Source organism: Micromonospora sp. WMMD736 (assembly GCF_049179015.1).
Taxonomy (GTDB): Bacteria; Actinomycetota; Actinomycetes; order Mycobacteriales; family Micromonosporaceae; genus Micromonospora.
Genome location: NZ_JBMHMI010000001.1, coordinates 6,198,862 through 6,218,310, shown reverse-complemented (window position 1 = coordinate 6,218,310; position 19,449 = coordinate 6,198,862). Strand labels below are relative to the sequence as shown.

The 19,449-nt window shown below is 73.1% G+C and carries 20 protein-coding genes; 9 read left to right on the top strand and 11 right to left on the bottom strand.

What is annotated here, in order from left to right:
* Window positions 1–14 precede the first annotated feature (14 nt).
* The 5 genes from ACN269_RS28275 (at window position 15) to ACN269_RS28255 (ending at window position 4,383) form a co-directional block, all read left to right on the top strand.
* Complete coding sequence (locus tag ACN269_RS28275) at window positions 15–872, top strand: spermidine synthase (RefSeq protein WP_421475283.1); 858 nt, start codon at window positions 15–17, stop codon at window positions 870–872.
* A 134-nt stretch (window positions 873–1,006) separates the two neighbouring features.
* Window positions 1,007–1,699 carry a sigma-70 family RNA polymerase sigma factor gene (locus ACN269_RS28270; protein ID WP_355051883.1) on the top strand — a complete coding sequence of 231 codons (693 nt, stop codon included), beginning with the start codon at window positions 1,007–1,009 and terminating at the stop codon, window positions 1,697–1,699.
* Window positions 1,696–2,478 (top strand): anti-sigma factor family protein, encoded by a 783-nt coding sequence (locus ACN269_RS28265; protein ID WP_421475282.1) that lies wholly within the window; start codon window positions 1,696–1,698, stop codon window positions 2,476–2,478. The genes ACN269_RS28270 and ACN269_RS28265 overlap by 4 nt, the downstream gene beginning before the upstream one ends.
* A gap of 203 nt (window positions 2,479–2,681) precedes the next feature.
* Window positions 2,682–3,332, top strand: a complete 651-nt coding sequence (locus ACN269_RS28260; protein WP_421475281.1) for a hypothetical protein — start codon at window positions 2,682–2,684, stop codon at window positions 3,330–3,332.
* A 130-nt stretch (window positions 3,333–3,462) separates the two neighbouring features.
* Window positions 3,463–4,383 carry a DNA-3-methyladenine glycosylase family protein gene (locus ACN269_RS28255; protein WP_421475280.1) on the top strand — a complete coding sequence of 307 codons (921 nt, stop codon included), beginning with the start codon at window positions 3,463–3,465 and terminating at the stop codon, window positions 4,381–4,383.
* A 16-nt stretch (window positions 4,384–4,399) separates the two neighbouring features.
* On the opposite strand, the gene ACN269_RS28250 is transcribed toward ACN269_RS28255, so the two are convergent.
* Window positions 4,400–4,903 carry a DUF1990 family protein gene (locus tag ACN269_RS28250; RefSeq protein ID WP_421475279.1) on the bottom strand — a complete coding sequence of 168 codons (504 nt, stop codon included), beginning with the start codon at window positions 4,901–4,903 and terminating at the stop codon, window positions 4,400–4,402.
* Between the two features lie 87 nt (window positions 4,904–4,990).
* Between ACN269_RS28250 and ACN269_RS28245 the strand changes: the two genes are divergently transcribed.
* Window positions 4,991–5,473: a GNAT family N-acetyltransferase gene (locus tag ACN269_RS28245; RefSeq protein WP_421475278.1), complete on the top strand. Its 483-nt coding sequence runs from the start codon at window positions 4,991–4,993 to the stop codon at window positions 5,471–5,473.
* Here ACN269_RS28245 and ACN269_RS28240 read toward each other — a convergent pair.
* Both ACN269_RS28240 and ACN269_RS28235 read right to left on the bottom strand, forming a co-directional pair.
* Window positions 5,448–5,870 (bottom strand): SRPBCC family protein, encoded by a 423-nt coding sequence (locus ACN269_RS28240; RefSeq protein ID WP_421475277.1) that lies wholly within the window; start codon window positions 5,868–5,870, stop codon window positions 5,448–5,450. The two genes, ACN269_RS28245 and ACN269_RS28240, sit on opposite strands and share 26 nt — an antisense overlap.
* 134 nt (window positions 5,871–6,004) lie before the next feature.
* Window positions 6,005–6,217, bottom strand: a complete 213-nt coding sequence (locus ACN269_RS28235; protein ID WP_421475276.1) for a hypothetical protein — start codon at window positions 6,215–6,217, stop codon at window positions 6,005–6,007.
* Between the two features lie 135 nt (window positions 6,218–6,352).
* On the opposite strand from ACN269_RS28235, the gene ACN269_RS28230 reads away from it, so the two are divergent.
* From ACN269_RS28230 to ACN269_RS28220, 3 genes are read left to right on the top strand one after another with little or no spacing between them, the layout of a single operon-like run.
* Window positions 6,353–7,468 (top strand): ATP-dependent DNA ligase, encoded by a 1,116-nt coding sequence (locus ACN269_RS28230; protein WP_421475275.1) that lies wholly within the window; start codon window positions 6,353–6,355, stop codon window positions 7,466–7,468.
* Between the two features lie 58 nt (window positions 7,469–7,526).
* Complete coding sequence (locus ACN269_RS28225; RefSeq protein ID WP_421476610.1) at window positions 7,527–9,098, top strand: alpha/beta hydrolase; 1,572 nt, start codon at window positions 7,527–7,529, stop codon at window positions 9,096–9,098.
* 21 nt (window positions 9,099–9,119) lie between these two features.
* A complete protein-coding gene (locus ACN269_RS28220; RefSeq protein WP_421475274.1) occupies window positions 9,120–9,572 on the top strand; it encodes a GNAT family N-acetyltransferase in 453 nt (150 codons plus the stop codon).
* Window positions 9,573–10,054: 482 nt separating this feature from the next.
* Here ACN269_RS28220 and ACN269_RS28215 read toward each other — a convergent pair whose 3' ends face one another.
* From ACN269_RS28215 to ACN269_RS28180, 8 genes are all read right to left on the bottom strand, one after another.
* The gene (locus tag ACN269_RS28215) at window positions 10,055–10,738 is read right to left on the bottom strand and encodes an ABC transporter ATP-binding protein (RefSeq protein ID WP_421476608.1); all 684 of its coding nucleotides are present in this window, start codon (window positions 10,736–10,738) and stop codon (window positions 10,055–10,057) included.
* Window positions 10,739–10,791: 53 nt separating this feature from the next.
* Window positions 10,792–11,787: an ABC transporter ATP-binding protein gene (locus ACN269_RS28210; protein WP_421475273.1), complete on the bottom strand. Its 996-nt coding sequence runs from the start codon at window positions 11,785–11,787 to the stop codon at window positions 10,792–10,794.
* A 1-nt stretch (window position 11,788) separates the two neighbouring features.
* On the bottom strand, window positions 11,789–14,485 hold the full coding sequence (locus ACN269_RS28205) for an FtsX-like permease family protein (RefSeq protein WP_421475272.1): 2,697 nt from the start codon (window positions 14,483–14,485) through the stop codon (window positions 11,789–11,791).
* Window positions 14,482–17,667 carry an FtsX-like permease family protein gene (locus ACN269_RS28200; RefSeq protein ID WP_421475271.1) on the bottom strand — a complete coding sequence of 1,062 codons (3,186 nt, stop codon included), beginning with the start codon at window positions 17,665–17,667 and terminating at the stop codon, window positions 14,482–14,484. The genes ACN269_RS28205 and ACN269_RS28200 overlap by 4 nt, the downstream gene beginning before the upstream one ends.
* A 107-nt stretch (window positions 17,668–17,774) precedes the next feature.
* Entirely contained in the window at window positions 17,775–17,930 is a 156-nt protein-coding gene (locus tag ACN269_RS28195) for a hypothetical protein (RefSeq protein WP_421475270.1), read from the bottom strand.
* Window positions 17,927–18,142: a helix-turn-helix domain-containing protein gene (locus ACN269_RS28190; protein WP_355051732.1), complete on the bottom strand. Its 216-nt coding sequence runs from the start codon at window positions 18,140–18,142 to the stop codon at window positions 17,927–17,929. The genes ACN269_RS28195 and ACN269_RS28190 overlap by 4 nt, the downstream gene beginning before the upstream one ends.
* Window positions 18,142–18,600, bottom strand: coding sequence for a DUF2975 domain-containing protein (locus ACN269_RS28185; RefSeq protein WP_421475269.1), 459 nt, complete (start codon window positions 18,598–18,600; stop codon window positions 18,142–18,144). The genes ACN269_RS28190 and ACN269_RS28185 overlap by 1 nt, the downstream gene beginning before the upstream one ends.
* A 93-nt stretch (window positions 18,601–18,693) precedes the next feature.
* Window positions 18,694–19,431 carry a VOC family protein gene (locus ACN269_RS28180; protein ID WP_421475268.1) on the bottom strand — a complete coding sequence of 246 codons (738 nt, stop codon included), beginning with the start codon at window positions 19,429–19,431 and terminating at the stop codon, window positions 18,694–18,696.
* Between the last annotated feature and the right edge of the window lie 18 nt (window positions 19,432–19,449).

The window sequence follows — 19,449 nt, the reverse complement described above, 5'->3', positions numbered from 1 at the left end:
GCGGGCGGGTCGCGGTGGGACGTAAACGAGCGGGTGACCGGGTGGTCGAGCAGGTGGACACCGGTCTGGCCGAGCTGGTGCCGTCGGCGGACCGGCCCGGTTCGTGGACGTTGCTGCTGGACGGCGCACCGCAGTCGCACGTCGACCTGAGTGACCCGACGCACCTGGAGTTCGAGTACGTCCGACGGCTGGCCGCCGCGCTGGACCTGATCGCGCCTCCGGGCGAGCCGCTGCGGGTGCTGCACCTGGGCGGCGGCGCGCTGACCCTGCCCCGGTACGTGTCGGTGACCCGCCCCGGCTCGACCCAGCGGGTGTCCGAGGTGGACGGCGCCCTGGTGGAGCTGGTGCGTCGGGTGCTGCCCTGGCCCGCGGACGCCCGGCTGCGGGTCCGCGTGCAGGATGCGCGGGCCGTGCTGACCTCGACGCGGGACGCCAGCTACGACGTGGTGGTCGCCGACGTCTTCGCCGGTGCCCGTACCCCGGCACACCTCACGTCGGTGGAGTACGCCGCCGAGGTGGCCCGGGTGCTCCGCCCGGCGGGCTGGTTGTTGGCGAACCTGGCCGACGGCCCGCCGCTGCGGTACGCCCGCAGTCAGGTCGCCACGGTGCGCTCGGTGCTGCCCCAGGCGTGCCTGGTCGGCGACGCGGGGGTGCTGCGCGGTCGCCGGTACGGCAATCTGGTGCTGGTCGCCGGCCGGACGACTCCCCCGCTGCCCGGTCTGACCCGGCGGGCGGCCGGCGACTGGTTTCCCGGTCGGGTGGTGGCCGGTGACGAGCTGGAGCGCTTCGCCAGCGGGGCGGCGGTGGTACGCGACGCGGATGCCACCGGCTCGGATCCGCCACCGCCGGGGCTCTTCTCCGTCCGCCGCTGACCGTCCACCGTGGACCGTGACCGCGTTGCCGGAAATTTTTTCGGGCTTCGTTGATCCGCTCGGGGCGTCGCTGCGTACCACCGGGCGGCCCGCCTCGTGGGCCGGCGTTGGTCACGGACATCCCGGAGGTCTGCATGCATGCGGTGGCGGCCGGTTGGCATGGCGACGCGGTTGGTGCGGACTGGTTGTCCGCGCGGTCGTCGTCACGGTCGACCTCGTCTGCCCGGGGGGTCGACGCCCGAGCGACGTCTCGCCAAAATGGTCCGGTGACGCCCCGACCGGCGCCCGGACGCCACCAGGCGACGACAACCGAGGCCAGCCACTCCGACCAGTTGATCCGGCTGCTCTACGCCGAGCACGCCGGCCCGTTGCTGATGTTCGTCATGCGGCTCACCGGGGGGGACCGGCAGCGCGCGGAGGACATCGTCCAGGAGACGCTGCTGCGGGCCTGGCGCAACGCGCACCGCCTCGGTGCACAGGGGCAGGGTTCGCTGCGGCCCTGGCTGGTCACCGTGGCACGTCGGATCGCCATCGACGAGCACCGCAGTCAGGAGGCCCGGCCGCCGGAGACGTACGACCGGGACCTGACCGCGTTCGCCGAGGCGGACAGCACCGACCGGGTGCTGCGCACGATGACGGTGGCGGACGCGCTGCGTACGCTCAGTCAGTCGCATCGGGAGATCCTGATCGCGACGTACTTCCGGGGGCGGACGGTGCCGGAGGCGGCGGAGGAGCTTGGCCTTCCGTTGGGCACCGCCAAGTCGCGGGTCTACTACGCGCTGCGCGCCTTGCGCACGGCTCTGCAGGAGCGGGGGGTGACAGAATGAGCCGGCCGGACCACATGGACGTCGCCGCGTACGCGCTCGGCGTGCTTGACGAGCAGGACACCGAGCGGTTCGAGGAGCATCTCGCCGCGTGCTGGGCGTGCGCGGCCGAGCTGGAGACGATGGTGCCGGTGGTGGGCCTGCTCTCCGGCATCGACGGCGAGACGATGATGGCCCTGGAGCAGACCGCCACGGATCCGGCGCTGCTGGACCGGACGTTGGTCGCGGTCCGGGCCGACCGGCGGCGCACCAGGTTTCGTCAGATGCTCGCGACCGCCGCGGCGGTGGTGGTCTTCGGCGGGTTGACGGGCTACGGCTTCGTGAGCGTGGCCGGGGACGAGACGCCGGGGAATCTCGCGGAGCCGTCGACGAGCGCCGGTGTCAACGACCCGCCGACGAGCGCGCCGACCGCGCCGCCGAGCGGTCCGGGCGTCGGCGGCACCGAGGAGGAGGGCGACCAGGTCGACGCCACCGACCCGACGACCGGCGTGCAGACGACCATGTTCCTCATCGAGCGGGAGTACGGCACCCGCATCAACTTCAACCTGCGCAAACTGCCCGGCCCGCGGATTTGCCGGTTGGTGGTGGTGCGCGAAAACGCCACCACGGAGGTGATTTCGACGTGGTCGGTGCCCGAGGGTGGCTACGGGACGAACAATCGCCCGCAGGGTCTTGAGCTGAGCGCGTCCACGTCGGCGTCGACGAAGGACATCAAACAGCTCCAGGTGCAGTCGGTCGACCGTAACGGTGTGGCAAGCCCGCTGGTCACGGTCCCCATGTAGGTTCGCGTACCATCGTCGACGCCGGCCATTACCCAATGGTCGGCGTCGATTTTTGTTCCCGTCGGACATTCCGCGTGGGGCCGTACGGATCAACGCTCGCTACGGTTCAATCAAAACCCGTGAAATTGACCACTGTTACTTCTTCAACCTTGACAGCCCGTTCGCCGTACCTATGGGTGAACTGCCAAGAATGAGGAGGGCACGTGGCACAGATGAAGCGGACCGTCATCGTCGCGAGCGCGATGGTCGCACTAACGGCCTGCGCTCCCGCAGGTTACGACGGGGCGAACTCGAGCGCGGCCGAGCCGGTCGCCGTCGCCGCGGCCGAGCCCAGCGCGTCGGCGGAGCCCGAGGCGTCGGCAGCCGCGGAGGCGCCGGTCGCCGACGCGCCGCCGCCCGCGAACGTCGACCTGACCGAGCAGTTGATCGGCAAGAGCGTGGCCCGGATGGGCAAGGTCGTCACCGACCAGGACGGCTGGATCCTGTACCGCTTCGACAAGGACACCGCCGACCCGCCCGCGTCGAACTGCGTCGACAAGTGCGCGGAGGTCTGGCCTCCGGCACTGACCGACGGGAACCCGCAGCTCACCGGCGTCTCCGACGACAAGGTCGGCAGCGTGACCCGGCAGGACGGCACCCGCCAGCTCACCGTCGGCGGCTGGCCGGTGTACCGCTACATCGGCGACAAGAAGCCCGGCCAGTGGAAGGGCCAGGCCGTCGGCGGCACCTGGTTCGTGGTGCAGCCCGACGGCAAGAAGAACCTGAGCTGCCTGCCCACCTCGACGCCGAAGGCCGTCGCGCCGCCGGCCGACAGCGGGTCGAGCGATGCCGGCGGTTCGGGCTACTCGTACTGATCGCGGTACCACCAGGACACGGCGGTGGCCGGTCGCAGCCTCAGCGGGCGCGACCGGCCACCGCCGTGTCCGAAGCGTTTCGACGGACGGCGGCGACCGGCACCACCGCCGGACCTGGCAGAGTGGCAGGGTGACCGAGACCGAACCCGCCGCGACCAGGGTGCTGCACCCGCCGGTCGGGTACCGGCTGGCCGCGTCGGTCCGCGCGCTGACCTTCAGCCCGTACGACCCGTGCGCGCGCATCGCCGCCGGCACCTTCTGGTGGGCGACGCGCACCCCGCAGGGACCGGCCACCCTCGCTCTGCGGCCGGCAGGCGGTGACCTGCTCGCCGAGGGTTACGGACCGGGCGCCGAGCATGTCGTGGCCCACGCCGACGGGATCGCCGGGCTGCGCGACGACCTGACCGGCTTCGCCGAGTTGGCGGCGGCGCACCCCCTGGTCGCCCGGCTGGCCCGGGAGCACCGGGGACTGCGCATGCCCACCACCGGGCAGGTCTTCCCCCGACTGCTGCGGGCGGTCTTCGAGCAGAAGGTCACCGGCAAGGAGGCGTACCGGGCGTACGCGGCGACCGTGCGGCACTTCCGCGAGCCGGCTCCCGGCCCGTTCCAGCCGCTGCTGCTGCCGCCCGAGGCCGCCGCGGTGGCCGCCACCCCGTACTGGGTGTTCCACCCGTTCGGCGTGGAGCAACGCCGGGCGGACACGCTGCGCCGGGCCGCCGCGCTGGCCGACCGCCTGGAGCGCTGCGCCGACGCGGCGGAGGCGACCCGCCGGCTGACCGCCATCGCGGGCATCGGGCCGTGGACCGCCGCCGAGGTTGTCCGGATCGCGTACGGCGACCCGGACGCGGTGAGCGTCGGTGACTACCACATCCCGAACACGGTGTCCTGGGCGCTGGCCGGCGAGCCGAGAGGCGACGACGCGCGGATGCTGACCCTGCTGGAGCCGTTCCGGGGGCATCGGGGTCGGGTGTGTGTGCTGCTGGAGGCCGCCGGCATCCAGGCGCCGAAGTACGGCCCACGCGCGCCGATCCGCTCCTTCGCCCGCTTCTGACCGCTCGTGGCGGCGCTCAGCGCCCCGCGCAGAGGCGACGCAGGGTCCGGCCGAGCCACCACGCGTACGCGTGCTGCACGGCCCGGACCGCCGGTCCCCCGGCGCGGGTGAACCAGCGGTCCGGGAGGCTGAACGCGCGTACCTCGAACCAGACCGCGCCGGCGTCGTCCCGGACGACCTCGAACGCCTCCTCACCGCGCTCCGGGTGCCCGGGCAGCGTGCCGTAACCGAAACCGGCCCGGCTGGGGGAATCTCTGGTCCAGACCACCTGGCACGGCCCCCAGAGGCGAGCCGGCCCGAGGCCCAGACCCACGGTCACCAGCACTCGCTCGGTGGCCCTTGGCGCGTCGGTACGCATCCGGACACCGGCGGCACGGTGCAGCCGCCAGCTCAGCACCGCGTCGGCCGCGACGTCGAAGCAACCGTCCGGAAGCCGATACCGGTGGTCCAGGTGGTGGTACCCGCCGGGCAGCGGCCCGTGCCGGGTCGACCCCACCTCCGGGTACGTCAGCTCGGACATCGCACCCCCACGACCTCGATCGGACACCGGCCAGGGTACGGCCGGGCCGCCCTGCGACGTCCACGGCGGCTGTGGTGTGCTTCCCCGATGAGCATCGTTCCCGCGGTCGTCGCGGACGCCGGCGAGATCCTGACCGTGCAGCGCGCCGCGTACCTGAGCGAGGCGCAGCACTACGGCGAGCCCTTCCTGCCGCCCCTGACCGAGACCCTGGACGAGGTCACGGCCGTGCTGGCCGGTCCGGACATCGTGCTCGTCGCCCGCTCGGGGCACCGACTGGTCGGCTCGGTGCGCGCCCACCTGGTGGGCGACACGGCACACATCGGGCGTCTCTCGGTCGCCCCCGACCAGCAGGGGCGGGGTGTCGGAGCGGGGCTGCTCACCGCGATCGAGGCGGCCTGCGCCGGACGCGCGGCCCGGTTCAGCCTCTTCACCGGCGCGGACAGCGCCCGCACCCTCACGCTGTACCAGCGGTACGGCTACCGGATCGTGGCGCACCGCCCGGACCCGAACGGCACCCCGTTGGCCGTGCTGGAGAAACCGGCCGTCAGCTCCGCTCACAGCGACGCCTGAGCCCGTCGGCCTCCAGCCTGACGTAGCGGCGCAGCAGGCCGCCGTACAGCCGGCCGACCAGACCGGCGAGCGGTCCGGCCTGGTCGACGGCCACCTCGACCCGGGTACGCCCGTCGGGCAACGGCACCAACCGGTGCTCGCCACGGGTGTGCACACCCGGGACGTCGGAGACCCAGGTGAACTCCCGCCCCTCGGTCAGCTCGACCACCCGCCAGACCGCGGGGCGCAGTTTCGGTTGGGTCAGGCGGGCGGTCGCGCCGACCGCGAAGGGCCCCGGCTCGCCCCGCTCGGCCCGGGTCACCGAGGCGGTCCACTCCGGCCACCGCTGGACGTCCACCAGCACCGCCCAGACCCGCTCGGCATCCGCGCCGATCTCCGTGTCCGCTTCGAACCGCATCGCGTCCCCTCCCCCGGTGGCGTCGTCCGGCACCGCCACCTACTGCCGACGACGCTGCCCGGCGGATGCTGACTGCGACATCCTTCGGCCGGTCCGATCCTCGACCGGGCCACGGGTCCGCCGGCCGCACCCGCCTAGGCGGCTTCGCGCAGGTCGGCCAGGCTCAACGGGGTACGCCGCCGCAGCAGCTCTTCCAGCTCGGACACCGTGGCGACCTCGCCGAGCACGTCCCGGCCGCCACCGAACCGCTGCGGATATCGACGGGTCAGCCGGTAGCGGTAGCGGCCCCGGACCAGCTCGACGCTGACCCGCCACCGCCCGCAGCAGTCACAGACCCACTCGACCATCCCGTGAAACTAGCGCTGACCTGCGGTTATCCAATTCGCCCGGGCGGGACGAGGGGCGCGCGGGCGGACACGCCACCCCCGCACCAGCGGTGATCTGCCTCACGGCTGTCGGTGCGGTCTGATTGACTGGTCGCCGTGGACCTGCCGATCAACCCTCCGGTCGAGCCGATGCTGGCCAAGAGCGTCCCCAAGCTGCCCACCACACCCGGTGTGACGTACGAGCCCAAGTGGGACGGGTTCCGGTGCATCGTGTTCCGCGACGGCGACGAGGTCGAGCTGGCCAGCCGGGGCGGCAAGTCGATGACCCGCTACTTCCCCGAGGTGGTCGAGCAGGCCCGCCGGCAGCTGCCCGAGCGGTGCGCGGTCGACGGTGAGCTGATCGTGATCCGGCGGGACGGGCCGTCCGGTCAGCCGAGGCTGGACTTCGAGCTGCTGGCCCAGCGCATCCACCCGGCGGCGTCGCGGGTCAAGCTGCTGGCCGAGACCACGCCCGCCGACTTCGTCGCCTTCGACCTGCTGGCCGTCGGTGACGAGGCGTTGCTCGACCAGCCGTACCCGCACCGCCGGGAACGGCTGGTGCAGGCGCTGGCCGACGTGCGCCCGCCGGTGCACGTCACCCAGGTCACCACCGACCCGGAGACCGCACGCCGCTGGTTCGACGTCTTCGAGGGCGCGGGGTTGGACGGGTTGATCGTCAAGCCGGCCGACCTGCCGTACGAGCCGGGCAAACGGCTCATGTTCAAGGTCAAGCACGCCCGCACCGCCGACGCGGTGGTGGCCGGTTTCCGCTGGCACAAGTCCGGCCCGGTGGTCGGCTCGTTGCTGCTCGGCCTCTACGACGACGAGGGCGTCCTGCACCACGTCGGGGTGAGCGCGTCGTTCAGCATGGCCCGCCGCGCCGAGTTGCTCGACGAGCTGGCCCCCTACCGGGACACCGGCGGGGAGCACCCGTGGGTGCACGGCGACCACGAACGCGGTCAGCGCATCCCGGGCGGGGTGAGCCGGTGGACGGGCACCAAGAACCTGGAGTGGGAGCCGCTGCGCCCGGAGCTGGTCGTCGAGGTGGGTTACGACGCGATGGAGGGCGACCGCTTCCGGCACACCGCCCAGTTCGTCCGGTGGCGACCCGACCGCGATCCCCGCTCCTGCCGCTACGACCAGCTCGACCGTCCGATCCGCTTCGACGTCGACCAGGTGCTGCGCGGCGATCCGACGGTCACCCTGGATCGGGCCGCCGCCGGTCCGGCGTAGCCTGACCGTCGACCCGACTCCGGAGGATCACGTGAGCCGCACCGCCGACCACCCTCGGATGGCACCCGGTCGCCGGGTCCGTCACCGCCTCGTCGCCCTCGCCGTGGCGGCCCTGCTCACCGCCGGCTGCACGCTACCGGCGTTCGCGCCGCGCACCGAGGTGCAGGGTGAGGCCGCCCCGGCCGGCTCGTCGGCCACCTGGCGGCCCTGCCCGGAGGTGGCCGAGGATCTGGTGGGGCGGGGCGCACCGGACATGCGCTACGAGTGCGCCCGGATCGCCGTGCCCCGGGACTGGGGCACCGGCAGCGGGGCCACCGTCGGGCCCGGCGCCGGGCAGACCTTCGAGATCGCCCTGCTGCGGGCCCGCTCGACCCGGCAGCGGGACCGCATCGGCTCGCTGGTGGTCAACCCCGGCGGCCCCGGCGGCTCCGGTGTGGACACCGCCGTCTACCTCTCGTTCGGCACCCAGTTCGGTGGGTTGCCCGCCTCGATCACCGAGCGCTTCGACATCGTCGGTTTCGACCCACGCGGCGTGTCCCGGTCCAGTCCGGTCAAGTGCATCTCGGACGCCGACCTGGACGCGAGCTTCGGCTACGACCCGGATCCGCAGAGCCAGGCGTCGTTCGACGGCTTCGCCGGGTTGAGCCAGCGGATCGGGCGGGGTTGCGGGGACCGCTACGGCGACCAGCTGCCCCTGTACGGCAGCGAGCAGGCCGCCCGGGACATGGACGCGGTCCGCGCCGCCGTCGGCGACGACAAGCTGACCTACCTGGGTTACTCCTACGGCACGCTGCTGGGTGCCATCTACGCCCAGCTCTACCCCCAGCGGGTACGCGCGTTGGTGCTCGACGGCGCCGTCGACCCGCAGCAGCGGTTGGTCGCCGGCTCGGAGAGCCAGGCCCGCGGGTTCGAGCGCGCGTTCGACAACTTCGACCGCTGGTGCGCCGCCAACGCGGCGCGCTGCCCGATCGCCCCGGACGCCCGCGCCGCGGTGACCTCGGCCATCGACAAGGCCAGGGTCTCCCCGGTCCGGGGCGACGACGGGCGGGAGGCCACCGCCGGCTGGGTCTTCTACGCGGTCATCTCGTCCCTCTACACGGAGTCCGGTTGGCAGGAGCTGGCGCGGGCCATCGACCGGCTGGCCGAGGGGGACCCGAAGGACGTGTTCCGGCTCGCCGACTCGTACGCCGGGCGGGAGAGCGACGGGCACTACTCGAACCTGTTCGACGCCAACCTCGCCATCAACTGCGCCGACGAGACCGAGAAGCCGAGCCGGGAGCAGATCCGCCAGTTGCAGTCCCAGTGGCGCGCGAAGTACCCGCTGTTCGGTCCGGCGCTCGCCGTGGGCATGCTGAGCTGCGTCGAGTGGCCGGGCGGCCGGGACCCGTACCCGACCGGTCGGGCCAACGGCGCGCCGCCCATCGTGGTGGTCGGCACGACCGGCGACCCGGCGACGCCGTACGAGCAGACCGGCCGTCTCGCCTCGATGCTGGGCGTGGGCCGGGTACTCACCTGGGAGGGCGAGGGGCACACCGCGTACCCGCAGACCTCCTGCATCACCCAGGCCGTCGACGCGTACCTGCTCGAGCTGACCGTTCCCCGCGAGGGCCTGCGCTGCCCGGCCAAGTGACGCTGTGCCAGGCTGACCGGCATGAGCGACATGATCTTCCGGGAGGCGGTCCGCGCGGACCTGCCCGCCATCATTGCCCTGCTCGCCGACGACGTCCTGGGCAAGGCACGTGACTTCACCCAGGTCGACGCGGCGTACGAGCGGGCGTTCGCCGACATCAGCGCCGACCCACGCAACGTCCTGGTCGTCGCCGAGCAGGATGGCGACCTGGTCGGGTGCCTCCAGATCACCTACATCCCAGGGCTGGGCCGGCACGGCGCCGAGCGATCCCTGATCGAGTCGGTCCGGGTACGTTCCGACCGGCGCGGCCAGGGCCGCGGCCGGGAGCTGATGGAGTGGGCCATCGACCAGGCGCGGCAGCGGGGCTGCGCCCTGGTGCAGCTCACCACCGACAAGTCCCGTACCGACGCGCACCGCTTCTATCTGAACCTCGGCTTCACGGCCAGCCACGAGGGCATGAAGCTCCCGCTCTGACCCGCCGGGTCACCCCAGCTAGTCCCTGGCACGCCGACCGTCGACAGGTGGCCGACGGCGCCGGTCCGAGGTTGCCAACGGACGCCTGTCGAGCTGCCCCAGATCTGGGGCGCAGGCGATCCACGCCGACGCCAACCACGTCGATGGCCGACCCCCACCCACCAACGCCAACCACGTCAATGGCCGACACCGCACCCGCTGACGCCAACGGCGGGCACAGGCACCCGCCCCACGCCAAAGCGCGCGCCCCATATCTGGGGCAGCTCGACAGGGAGTGGACAGACCTAGTGGTCCTCCGTGACCGAGCCGACGGCCCAGCCCACAAGCGACCGGCCACCGGCCACCGGGCCACCGGCTACCGGCCACCCGGCCACTGGGCCACCGGGCCACCCGGCCACCCGGCCACCGGACCACCGGGCCACCCGCTACCCGGCCACCCGCTACCGGCAGCCGCCCAGGTCGGCGCAGGCGGCGGGCACCGGTCAGCCGTCGACGAGGCGGCCGTCGCGCAGGACGAGGACCCGGTCGGCGAGGTCGATCAGGGCCGAATCGTGCGTGGCGACCAGGGCCGTCATGCCTCGGGCGTGCACCACCGCGCGGAGCAGATCCATGATGGACCGCCCCGTCTCCGAGTCGAGCTGACCGGTGGGCTCGTCGGCGATGAGCAGGTCCGGTTCGTTGGCGAGCGAACGGGCCAGGGCGACCCGCTGCTGCTGGCCGCCGGAGAGCTCGTACGGACGCTGGGCCGCGTGCCCACCCAGGCCCACCAGCTCGAGCAGCACCGCCACGCGCTCCTCGCGCTCGGCGGCCGGCACCTGCGCCAGCCGCAGCGGCACGCCGACGTTCTCGGCGGCGGAAAGAATCGGCACCAGCCCGAAGGTCTGGAAGACGAACCCGATCGTGCCCCGGCGCAGCCGCAGCAACTCGGCCTCCCCGGCCGAGGTCACCTCGTGCCCGGCCACCATCACCTGGCCGCTGTCCGGCCGGTCCAGTCCGCCGATGAGGTTCAGCAACGTGGTCTTGCCGGCACCGGAACGCCCCCGGATGGCGATCAGTTCACCACGGTCGGCGGTGAACGAGACGTCCCGCACCGCGTGTACGGCGTGCTCACCACGGCCGAAGGTGCGACTCACCCCGCTGACCCGGACCACCTCGGTGGACGGCACACCCGGTCCGCCAACAGTCGAGGCCGCTCCCGCGACCGCCGTGTCCTGATAGTTCACGCCCGTGCCTCCCGCTCCTCCGAGACCCGGTCACCGGGCCGTACCTGCACATGGTCGGGCTCCAGATCGAGCCGGACCCGCTCCTTCAGCGACAGCGCGTCGACGAACGCGGCCGGCAGCTGCATCCGGCCGTTGCGGTCCAGCACCGCGTACTCCTCGCTAACCAATTCGGTGTTGCCGTCCGCGCCGACGCGCGCGGTCCGGCGTACCTCGGAAGCGGTTCGACCGTCGCGGATCGCGACGGTCCGGCGGACCTGCGTGGCGACGGCGTGGTCGTGGGTGACGACCACGATGGTCACGCCCAGTTCGGCGTTGATGGTGCGCAGCGCCCCGAAGACCTCCGCGCCGGTGGCCTCGTCCAGCTCACCGGTCGGCTCGTCGGCGAAGAGCACCTCCGGATCGTTGGCCACGGCCACCGCCACCGCCACCCGCTGCTGCTCACCGCCGCTGAGCTGACCGGGCCGCCGGTCCGCGCCGTAGCCCACACCGACCAGGTCGAGCAGTTCCCGCGCCCGCTCCCGGCGGGCCCGTGCCGAACGCTTGCCCGCCAACTGCATCGGCAGCTCGACGTTCTCCAGCGCGGTGAGGTACGGCAGCAGGTTACGGCCGGTCTGCTGCCAGACGAACCCGACCAACTGCCGTCGGTAGCTCAACCGACGCTTCGCGGAGAGCGAGAGCAGGTCGTAGTCGGCCACCCGGGCGATACCGGCGGTCGGCGTGTCGAGGCCGGAGAGGATGTTGAGCAGGGTCGACTTACCCGAGCCGGACGCGCCGACGATCGCCACCAGCTCGCCCCGGTCGATGACCAGGTCGAGCCCCTGGAGGGCGACCACCTCCACCCCCTCGGTCTTGAAGATGCGCACCAGGCCGTCACAGACGATGTGGCCACGCAGGCGGTCCTGCCCGCCGGCCCGCTCGGCGGCGCGTTGCGCGGCCCGCTGCTGTAGGGAAGCCAGGTCGGGCACCAGGTCAGTCTGGGCGGTAACGGTCATCTCAGCTCTCCTCTCCGAGCCGCAGCACCTCACCGAGGCGCATCCGGCGGTTGTTCAGGGCCTCGACGGCTACCGCGAAGCCAAGGGCGATCGCGCCGAGCGCGACCACCGCGACGACCAGCCCGGGTTCGAAAGCCACCCGGACCGGCACTCCGCCGGTGAACGCGGACAGGCCGAGCACCGGATTGAGCACCAGGGGAAGCACCGCACCGACCAGCGCCCCGGTCAGCACCGACACCCCGACCAGCGGCGTCAGCTCGACCAGCAGCAGCCCTCGCCACTGCCGGCGGGACAGCCCGAGAGTGCGCAGCCGGGACAGCACCTGCCCCCGGGCCCGCGCCCCGGCCAGCACGGTGAACGCGATGGCCAGCAGGCCGAGGACCGTGCCGCCGGCGGCACCGGCCACGAACCCGAAGACCAGGACGCCGTTCGCGCCGCCGTCAGCGAGCTGGTGTCGTACGCCCGCCCGGGTGTCGACGGTGACTCCCAGTGGCCGTTCCCGACCGGTGACCGCCCCCTGCTGCTGGAAGCGCAGCTGGCCCTCGTCACCGGCCTGCCGTAGCGCCTCCGCGTCGAGCCGGTCGCCGGCGACGAGCAGGCTGGTGGGCGCCGGTTGGGTGGCCCGCGGCGGCAGCGCCTGCCAGGGCAGGATGACGAACCGGGCGGTGTCCGCCGGCAGCAGCGGGAAGCCGTCCTGCGTGTCGGCCACCCGGAACTCGTACCGCTGGCCCTGCACCAGGATGAACGCCGAGTCCCGCAGCCCCGCCCGCGTCAGGTCGGCGGCGACGGCCGGTGACACGATCGCGGGCAGCGCCCCCGCTTCGGCGCGGGCCGTGCGCAACGCCTCCGGCACCCGCACGTCCACCCCGGACTCGCCGGTCACCGTGGCCAGACCGGGACCGTCGACGAGCAGCACGGTGGTCTGGCCGATCCGCGCGTCGGTGCCGACCTCGTCGGTCGCCAACCGCTGGTCCGGCTCGATGAGCACCGGCGTGGCGGCCTCGACGCCGGGCAGGCCGTTCAGCGCGTCGACCGTGTCCGGGGCGAAGCGTTCCCCCCGGATCAGCGCGTCGGCGGGAACGACCTGTGCGGCCGCCCGGCCCCGGCTCGCGTCGACGCCACCGGCGACGACCGCGCAGAAGGCCGCCGTGCCGATCGCCAGCACCACGACGACCAGCGGCGCGGCGACCGTCGATCGGCCGGCCCGTGCGGTGCCGAGGAAGGCCACACTGCCGCGGCTCCGCGCGGCGAGCCGGCTGACCAGCAACAACGGCCACGGGTACGCACGCAGCGCGACCACCGCCGCGGCGACCGCGAGCAGCACCGGCACCGACACGAGCAGCGGGTCGACCTCACCGAGGATGAGCCCGCGCCGACGCAGCAGCACGGCGGTGAGCCCGGCCAGCAACAGCAGGAAGACCTCGACGGTCAGCCGCCGGGTCGACGGACGCATCCGGATCAGGTCCCGGCGGGCAGCTCCGGCGCCCTGCACCGTCAGGGTCGCCAGCGGCAGTGCCAGGGTGACCAGCACGGTCGCCACGGCGGCGTACGGCATGGTCGGGTCGGGCGTACCCGGGAACAGCGTGCCCAGCCACCAGCCCACCGCTGCGGCGACCGGCACCACCAGCAGTGCCTCGGCGAGGCTGCGGCGCGCGCCGGCGGTGGCCGCGCCGCCACGGGCCCGGATGAGCGCGAACTCCGAGCGGCGTCGGCGGGTGGACAGGGTCGCCGCGAGCAGGATCAGCCCGGCCAGGGTGGCCAGGACTCCCGCACCGACCACCGCGAGCAGGGTCCGGGCGGAGTTCACCTGGGCGGCGAACGCGCGCAGCGGGATGTCGACGGCCTGCGTCAACGTGAGACCGGGCGGGACGTGTCGCTGCAACTGTTGCAGGCCGTCGATCGTCTGGTCGAGCTGGCGCGCGTCGATCCGGTCCACGCCGAGCCGGTAACGCCACTGCGTGCGCACCAGCCAGCCGGCCGCGGCCCCCTTGTCGAGGACCACCGGGGCGACCACTCCGACGGCGATGGAGGGCTCGCCGTCCCCCAACGGCTCGACGACCTGGAGCACCTGCGGCAGCCCGCCCCAGGCGCCGCTCGCGCGGTCGACCGGCCGGAACAGCCCGACCACCACCATGGGGCTCGGCTTGGCACCGTCGTCGGGCCGACCACGGTCGAGCCGGCTACCGACGCGCAGGTTGAGCTTGCGCGCCACGTCCGCGTCGAGAGCCAGCTCGATGGGCCGGCCGGTCACGTAGGTCTCGTTCGGCCAGGCGCCCTCGACGAGGGTGCTCTCCTGCTGGATGCTCGGCATGGCGCGCAGACCGAGGTGGACCAGCAGGTTACGGGCCTTAAGGTCGGGACCGACCACCAGGTTCGGCGGGGTGTCCACGCTGAACCAGCGCTCGGTGACGGCGGACCGTACCGGCGGTGGCATCTCCTCGACCAGGCTGTCGAACTGCTTGCGGGCTCCGGGCATGACCGGCGCCGCGCCGGTGTTGACCTCCCCCGTGGCGTAGTTGAGATCCCGACGGTCAGCCGACTCGCTGTTGAGCTGCGCCCGCAGGCCCTCCTCGGCGAGCCGGTTGACCAGTCGGGGCACCCCGCTGACCAGCAGCGTGACCACCAGGGTCAGCACCGCCAGAAGCAGGAACTGCCCGCCGTACGCCCGGACCCGGCGGGCGGCCGCGCCGACGCTCATCGTTCTCCCCCGATTCGCAGCTGCACCGCCGCCACCCGCTGACGGATGCCGGTGGCGATGAACGCGCTGAAGGCGAGCGCCGCCAACAGCAGGCCGACCGCGGTCAGGCCAATGGGCACCCAGGGCAGCGCGAACGCCGCCGGGGGCACCGGCCGACCGGCGGCCGGGGTCAGGATGACCAGTGGAGCCATGGTGGCCCCGACCAGGGCGCCGAGCAGCAGCCCGACGCCGACACCGATGCCGGCCAGGAAGGTCTGCTCGGCCAGCAGCGCCCGGGCCAGCAGCCGGGGCGTCGCGCCGAGGGTGGTCAACACCGCGAACTCGCTCAACCGACGTCGTGCGGTGGCCCACACGTCGACCATGAGGCCGACCAGGGCGAGCAGGACCGCGCCGAGCGCGGCGGCGAGCATCCCGGTGCGCGAACCCCGCCAGTACGGGTCGTCGGCGGCGGCCTCGATCTCGGCACGCCGGTCGAAGACGGTGACGCCGGTCAGTTCACCGGCGGCACGGGTGGCGGCCGCCGGGTCGGCGGCACCGATCCACCACTCGGGTGTGGTCCGGACGGTTCCACCACCGCGGATCAGCGCGTCGACCGCCGCGGGAAGGTCGAGCAGAATGCCCTCTCCCGAGGTGGTCGGCACGGAGCTCAGCTCGCCGACCAGCCGGGCCGGCACGGATGCGCCGGAGAGGGCCAGGGCGAAGGTGTCGCCGGTGTGCAGGCTCATCGCGTCGCGCACACCGGGCGTCATGAGGACCGGAACGGGTGCGATCTGCCCGGCGGGCACGATGGCGAACCGGGTGGGCGGGTGGTAGGCGTATTGTCCACCGGGAATCGCGTCCACCGGATAGTCGGCGACGACACCGCGCGCGCTGGATCGCGCCGGGACGGGCGGGCTGCCGTCGGCGGTGGTGCTCCAGGCCCCGGTCAACTCGGCGGGCCGGTTGGCGCCGTCCGGGCCGACCAACGTCAGCCCGTCCACCTGGAGCCGGTACGAGTTCCCGGCGTCCGCTCCACCGTCGGCCTCGAATCCGGCCAGCCGCAGTCGCGCACCTCCCGCGTCGGGTAGCCGCACGGTGAACCGCGCGGCCCGTCCGTCGCTGGTGGCGTCGACGGCCGGGAGTCGGAAGGCTGACCCGTCGCTGCTGGTGACCAGCAGCGACACGGCGATCTTCAGCGGCCGGATGGCGTGGTTAACCGGGGTGCGGGCCGTACCGGTGATCGCTCGGGTGCCGGCGGGCAGGTCGAGGCCGGCGGGAGCGCCCCGGGCGGCGGTCATCCGCTGGTACTGCGTCGACACCGGATCGGCGCTCAGCCGGTCGGCGAGCCGGACGACACCCGGCGCGTCGGCCGTGTCGAAGCCGATCACGGTGACGGGCAGGTCTCCGCGCCCGACCCGCACCTCGTCGCGCCACACCGGCAGCGCCCGGCGCACGCCCGGCATGGCGGCGAGCTCACCGGCCCGGGTCACCGGGGCGGCACCGCCGCGCTCGGTCACCCGCAGGTCCGCGCCGACCGTGTGGCCGGCCTGCTCGACCTGGGACCGTTCCCCGGTGCTGACCAGGGACCAGGCGAGCGTGCTGCCGCCGACGGCGAGAGCGAGCAGCAGCACCGGCCCGGCGTGCGGACGCCGACCGGCCTGCCACATGCCCAGCATGGTGGCGGTCCACGGTCGCCGGTCGACGAACCGTTCGGCGAACCGGGTGAGCGGCGGGAGCACCCGCAGTGCCAGCACCGCCCCGGCCAGCACGCCCAGGGTCGGGGCGGCGACCAGCAGCGGGTCGAGTCCGAGTCGGCCGTTCGAGCCGGCGAGCGGTGACGCGTACCGACGCAGCTGCACCCAGGCGAGCACGGCGAGGGCCACGAGCACCAGGTCGACGCTCGCGCGCTGGATGCTCGCCGACCGGTTCGGCCGGGATCGGGCGGCCATGTCGGCGACGTACGTGCCGGAGCCGCGCAGGGTCGGCGCGACCATGGCGACCAGGCAGCCGGCCGCCGTCGCGGCGGCCGCAGCCCAGATCAGGGTGGTGTTGCCGGCGGCGGTGGAGAGTTCCGCCGCGCCGCCGGGTCGGACGAAGCGCAGCGCCTCTCCGGCGATCACCGGCCCGAGCAGGGCAGCCGGCGCCACCACCAGGGTCGCCTCCCGGGCGGCCAGGCCGGCCAGTTGGCGGCGGGCGGCGCCACGGGCGCGCAGCAGCGCGGTCTGCGGGCGACGGTCCTCGTGCAGGAGCGCGGCGACCAGCACCAGCGCGTAGCCGCCGAGCACCAGGATGAGCAGCAGCGGGGTGGCCAGCGCGGAGCGGCCCACCAGGTCGGCTCGGGCGATCCGGTCCAGCAGTCGGTCGATCTTCGTCGTGACCTGCCCCGAGCTGCCCAGTTCGGCGGCCTCGGGCACTGCGACGGCGGCCGCGCTCGCGGCGGCCCGTACGGCGGGCAGGTCAGCGGTGTCGACACTGCCGAGGTCGGGTTCGGCCAGCCAGGACGCCGTCACCGAGCCCGGAAAGAGGGTCGCGAAGTCGGCCGGGTCCAGCACGAACGGCCCGTACGAGGTGGCCGAGGCGACGCTGCCCGTACCCACACCGGGAGCCAGCAGCCAGTACGCCTCGGCCGGGTCGCGCGGCCGCCAGGTGCCGGCGAGCACCACCGCGCTGGCCTTCTCGGTGGCGCGGTCCCGCAGCGGAATCCGGTCGCCGACGGTCAGGCCGAGGGTCGTGGCGACCCGCTCCGGCAGGCTCACCTGGGCCGGCGTCGCTCCGGGGCGGGGCCAGGCTCCGTTGGTCAACTCGGCGTGCGCGGTCAGGCCGTCGAGGGTCGCCAGGTTGGCGAAGATGGGATCGGTGCCTTTGCGCGGCACCGAGCCGAGATCGCCGGTCAGTTCCCGGCCGGTGCCGTACCGCGCGGCGGAGACGGCGACCGGCACCCCGGCCAGCCCGTCGGCGAACTGTGCCCGCGCCGCGCCGTCACGCTTGGCGAACTCGGCGGCGTCGCGGCCACCGGACCCACTGAACAACAGGCCGCGTTCCTCGACCGGTGACGCCGCGACCAACGCGCGCTGTCCGGCGTCCACGGCGCGTCGGTTGTAGTCCGCCAGGCCGGTGACCAACGCTACGGCGACCAAGGCGGCGAGCACCGCAGCAAACAGCAGTCCCCGCGCCTCGCGGGCCCGCCTCCACACCAGCTTCATCCGACGCCTCCCCTGGCCCTGGTGGGCCGACGACCTTCAAGACAGGTCACCTACGGGGAAAGGTTCGCGCCCGTTACATGATCGTTATTAGGAGTACGGTCGGTGGTTCACGCGCCGCGCCGGGCCGCCCGTACGGCGAAGGCGATCGCGCCCACGACGAGCAGCGCGCCGATGAGCTGGAGGCCCGGCGAGTCGTCGGCCCCGCCGTACACGACGGCGGCGACGCCGAGGGCGACGGCCGCGATGGCGACGACGTACCTCATGCGGTCTCCTCCTCGACCCATTCGAGCAGGTCTCCGGGCTGGCATTCGAGCACCCGGCACATCGCTTCGAGGGTGCTGAAACGGACGGCCTTGGCGCGGCCGTTCTTGAGCACCGCCACGTTCGCCGGGGTGAGCCCGACGCGCTCGGCGAACTCGCCGACGCTCATCTTGCGCTTGGCCAACTCGACGTCGATCCGGACGACGATGGGCATCAGATCACCGCTTCCATGTCGGTCCGCAGCGTGGTGGCCTGCCGCAGCAGGGCGCGCATGACCACCATCAGGAGCCCCAGCACGGTGACGCCCACCGTCAGCAGGAACAGCAGGAGCGGCAGCCCGGGGTCGTTCGCGTTGAACCCGACGTAGAGGAAGACTCCCACCAGCACCAGCCACGCGGCGGCGATGGCCCAGACGATGGCGTCGACCCACTTCAGCGACGCCGCGGTGAAGATGCGGTCGTTCTTGACCAGGCTGAGCAGCTGCCACGTCGCGACGATCACCACCTGGACGCAGAGCACCCAGAAGACCGTCACGATCGTCGCGGGCCACCGGAGGTACGCGTCCTGTGGCGACTCCTTCGCCATGTGCGCGAACTGCCCCGGCAGCGACATGGTCTGGAAGAGGACCAGGACCCCGAACAACACCACGAGGAATACACGGAGAGCGGACACCGCTCGACGTTCAACAAACATGCATCGAGTTTCGCTCACTACCTATCGAAAGTCAATCGGTATGGCGATCGGCGCGCGGCGCTGGCGTGTGGATCACTTCGGGGTGAGGAGACAGAACTCGTTGCCCTCCGGGTCGGTGAAGACCTTCCACGGGATCGTGCTGTCGCCCAGGTCGATGTCGGTGGCGCCGAGGGCGCGCAGTCGCGCCGCCTCGGTCTCCAGGTCGTCCTCCGGGTACGGACGCAGGTCGAGGTGGACGCGGTTCCACCCGGCCTTCACGTCGGGCGTCCGCAGGAACTGCAGGTACGGACCCACGCCCCGGGACGAGCGCAGGACCGCGCTGTCGTCGGTCACCTTGTGCACGGTCCAGTCCGTCGCCTCGCCCCAGAAGCGGGCCATGGCCCTCGGGTCCGCGCAGTCGACCACCACGGAGGCGATCGGGCCGGTGTCCTGGTCCGGGTCGTGCCAGTCCAGCACGCAGAACTCGTTGCCGTCGGGATCGGCCAGGACGGTCCACGGCACGTCCCCCTGACCCACGTCGACGGGCGTCGCGCCGAGATCCCGCAGGCGCGCGACGACCGCGGCCTGGTGCGCCGCCGAGGTGGTGGCCAGGTCGACGTGTACGCGGTTCTTGACGGTCTTGGGCTCGTCGGTCACCACGACGTCGATGCAGACGGCGACCGGATCGGGATAGACGAAGTCCTTCGGTTCGAGGTTGACCACGCCGGGCCCCTCCCTGGACATCTCCCAGCCGAGCACCTCGGCCCAGAACGCGCCGAGCGCCGCCTCGTCGCGGGCCTTCATGTTGATCTGCACCAGCCGGGTCGCCATGGCGGTGATGCTATCGAC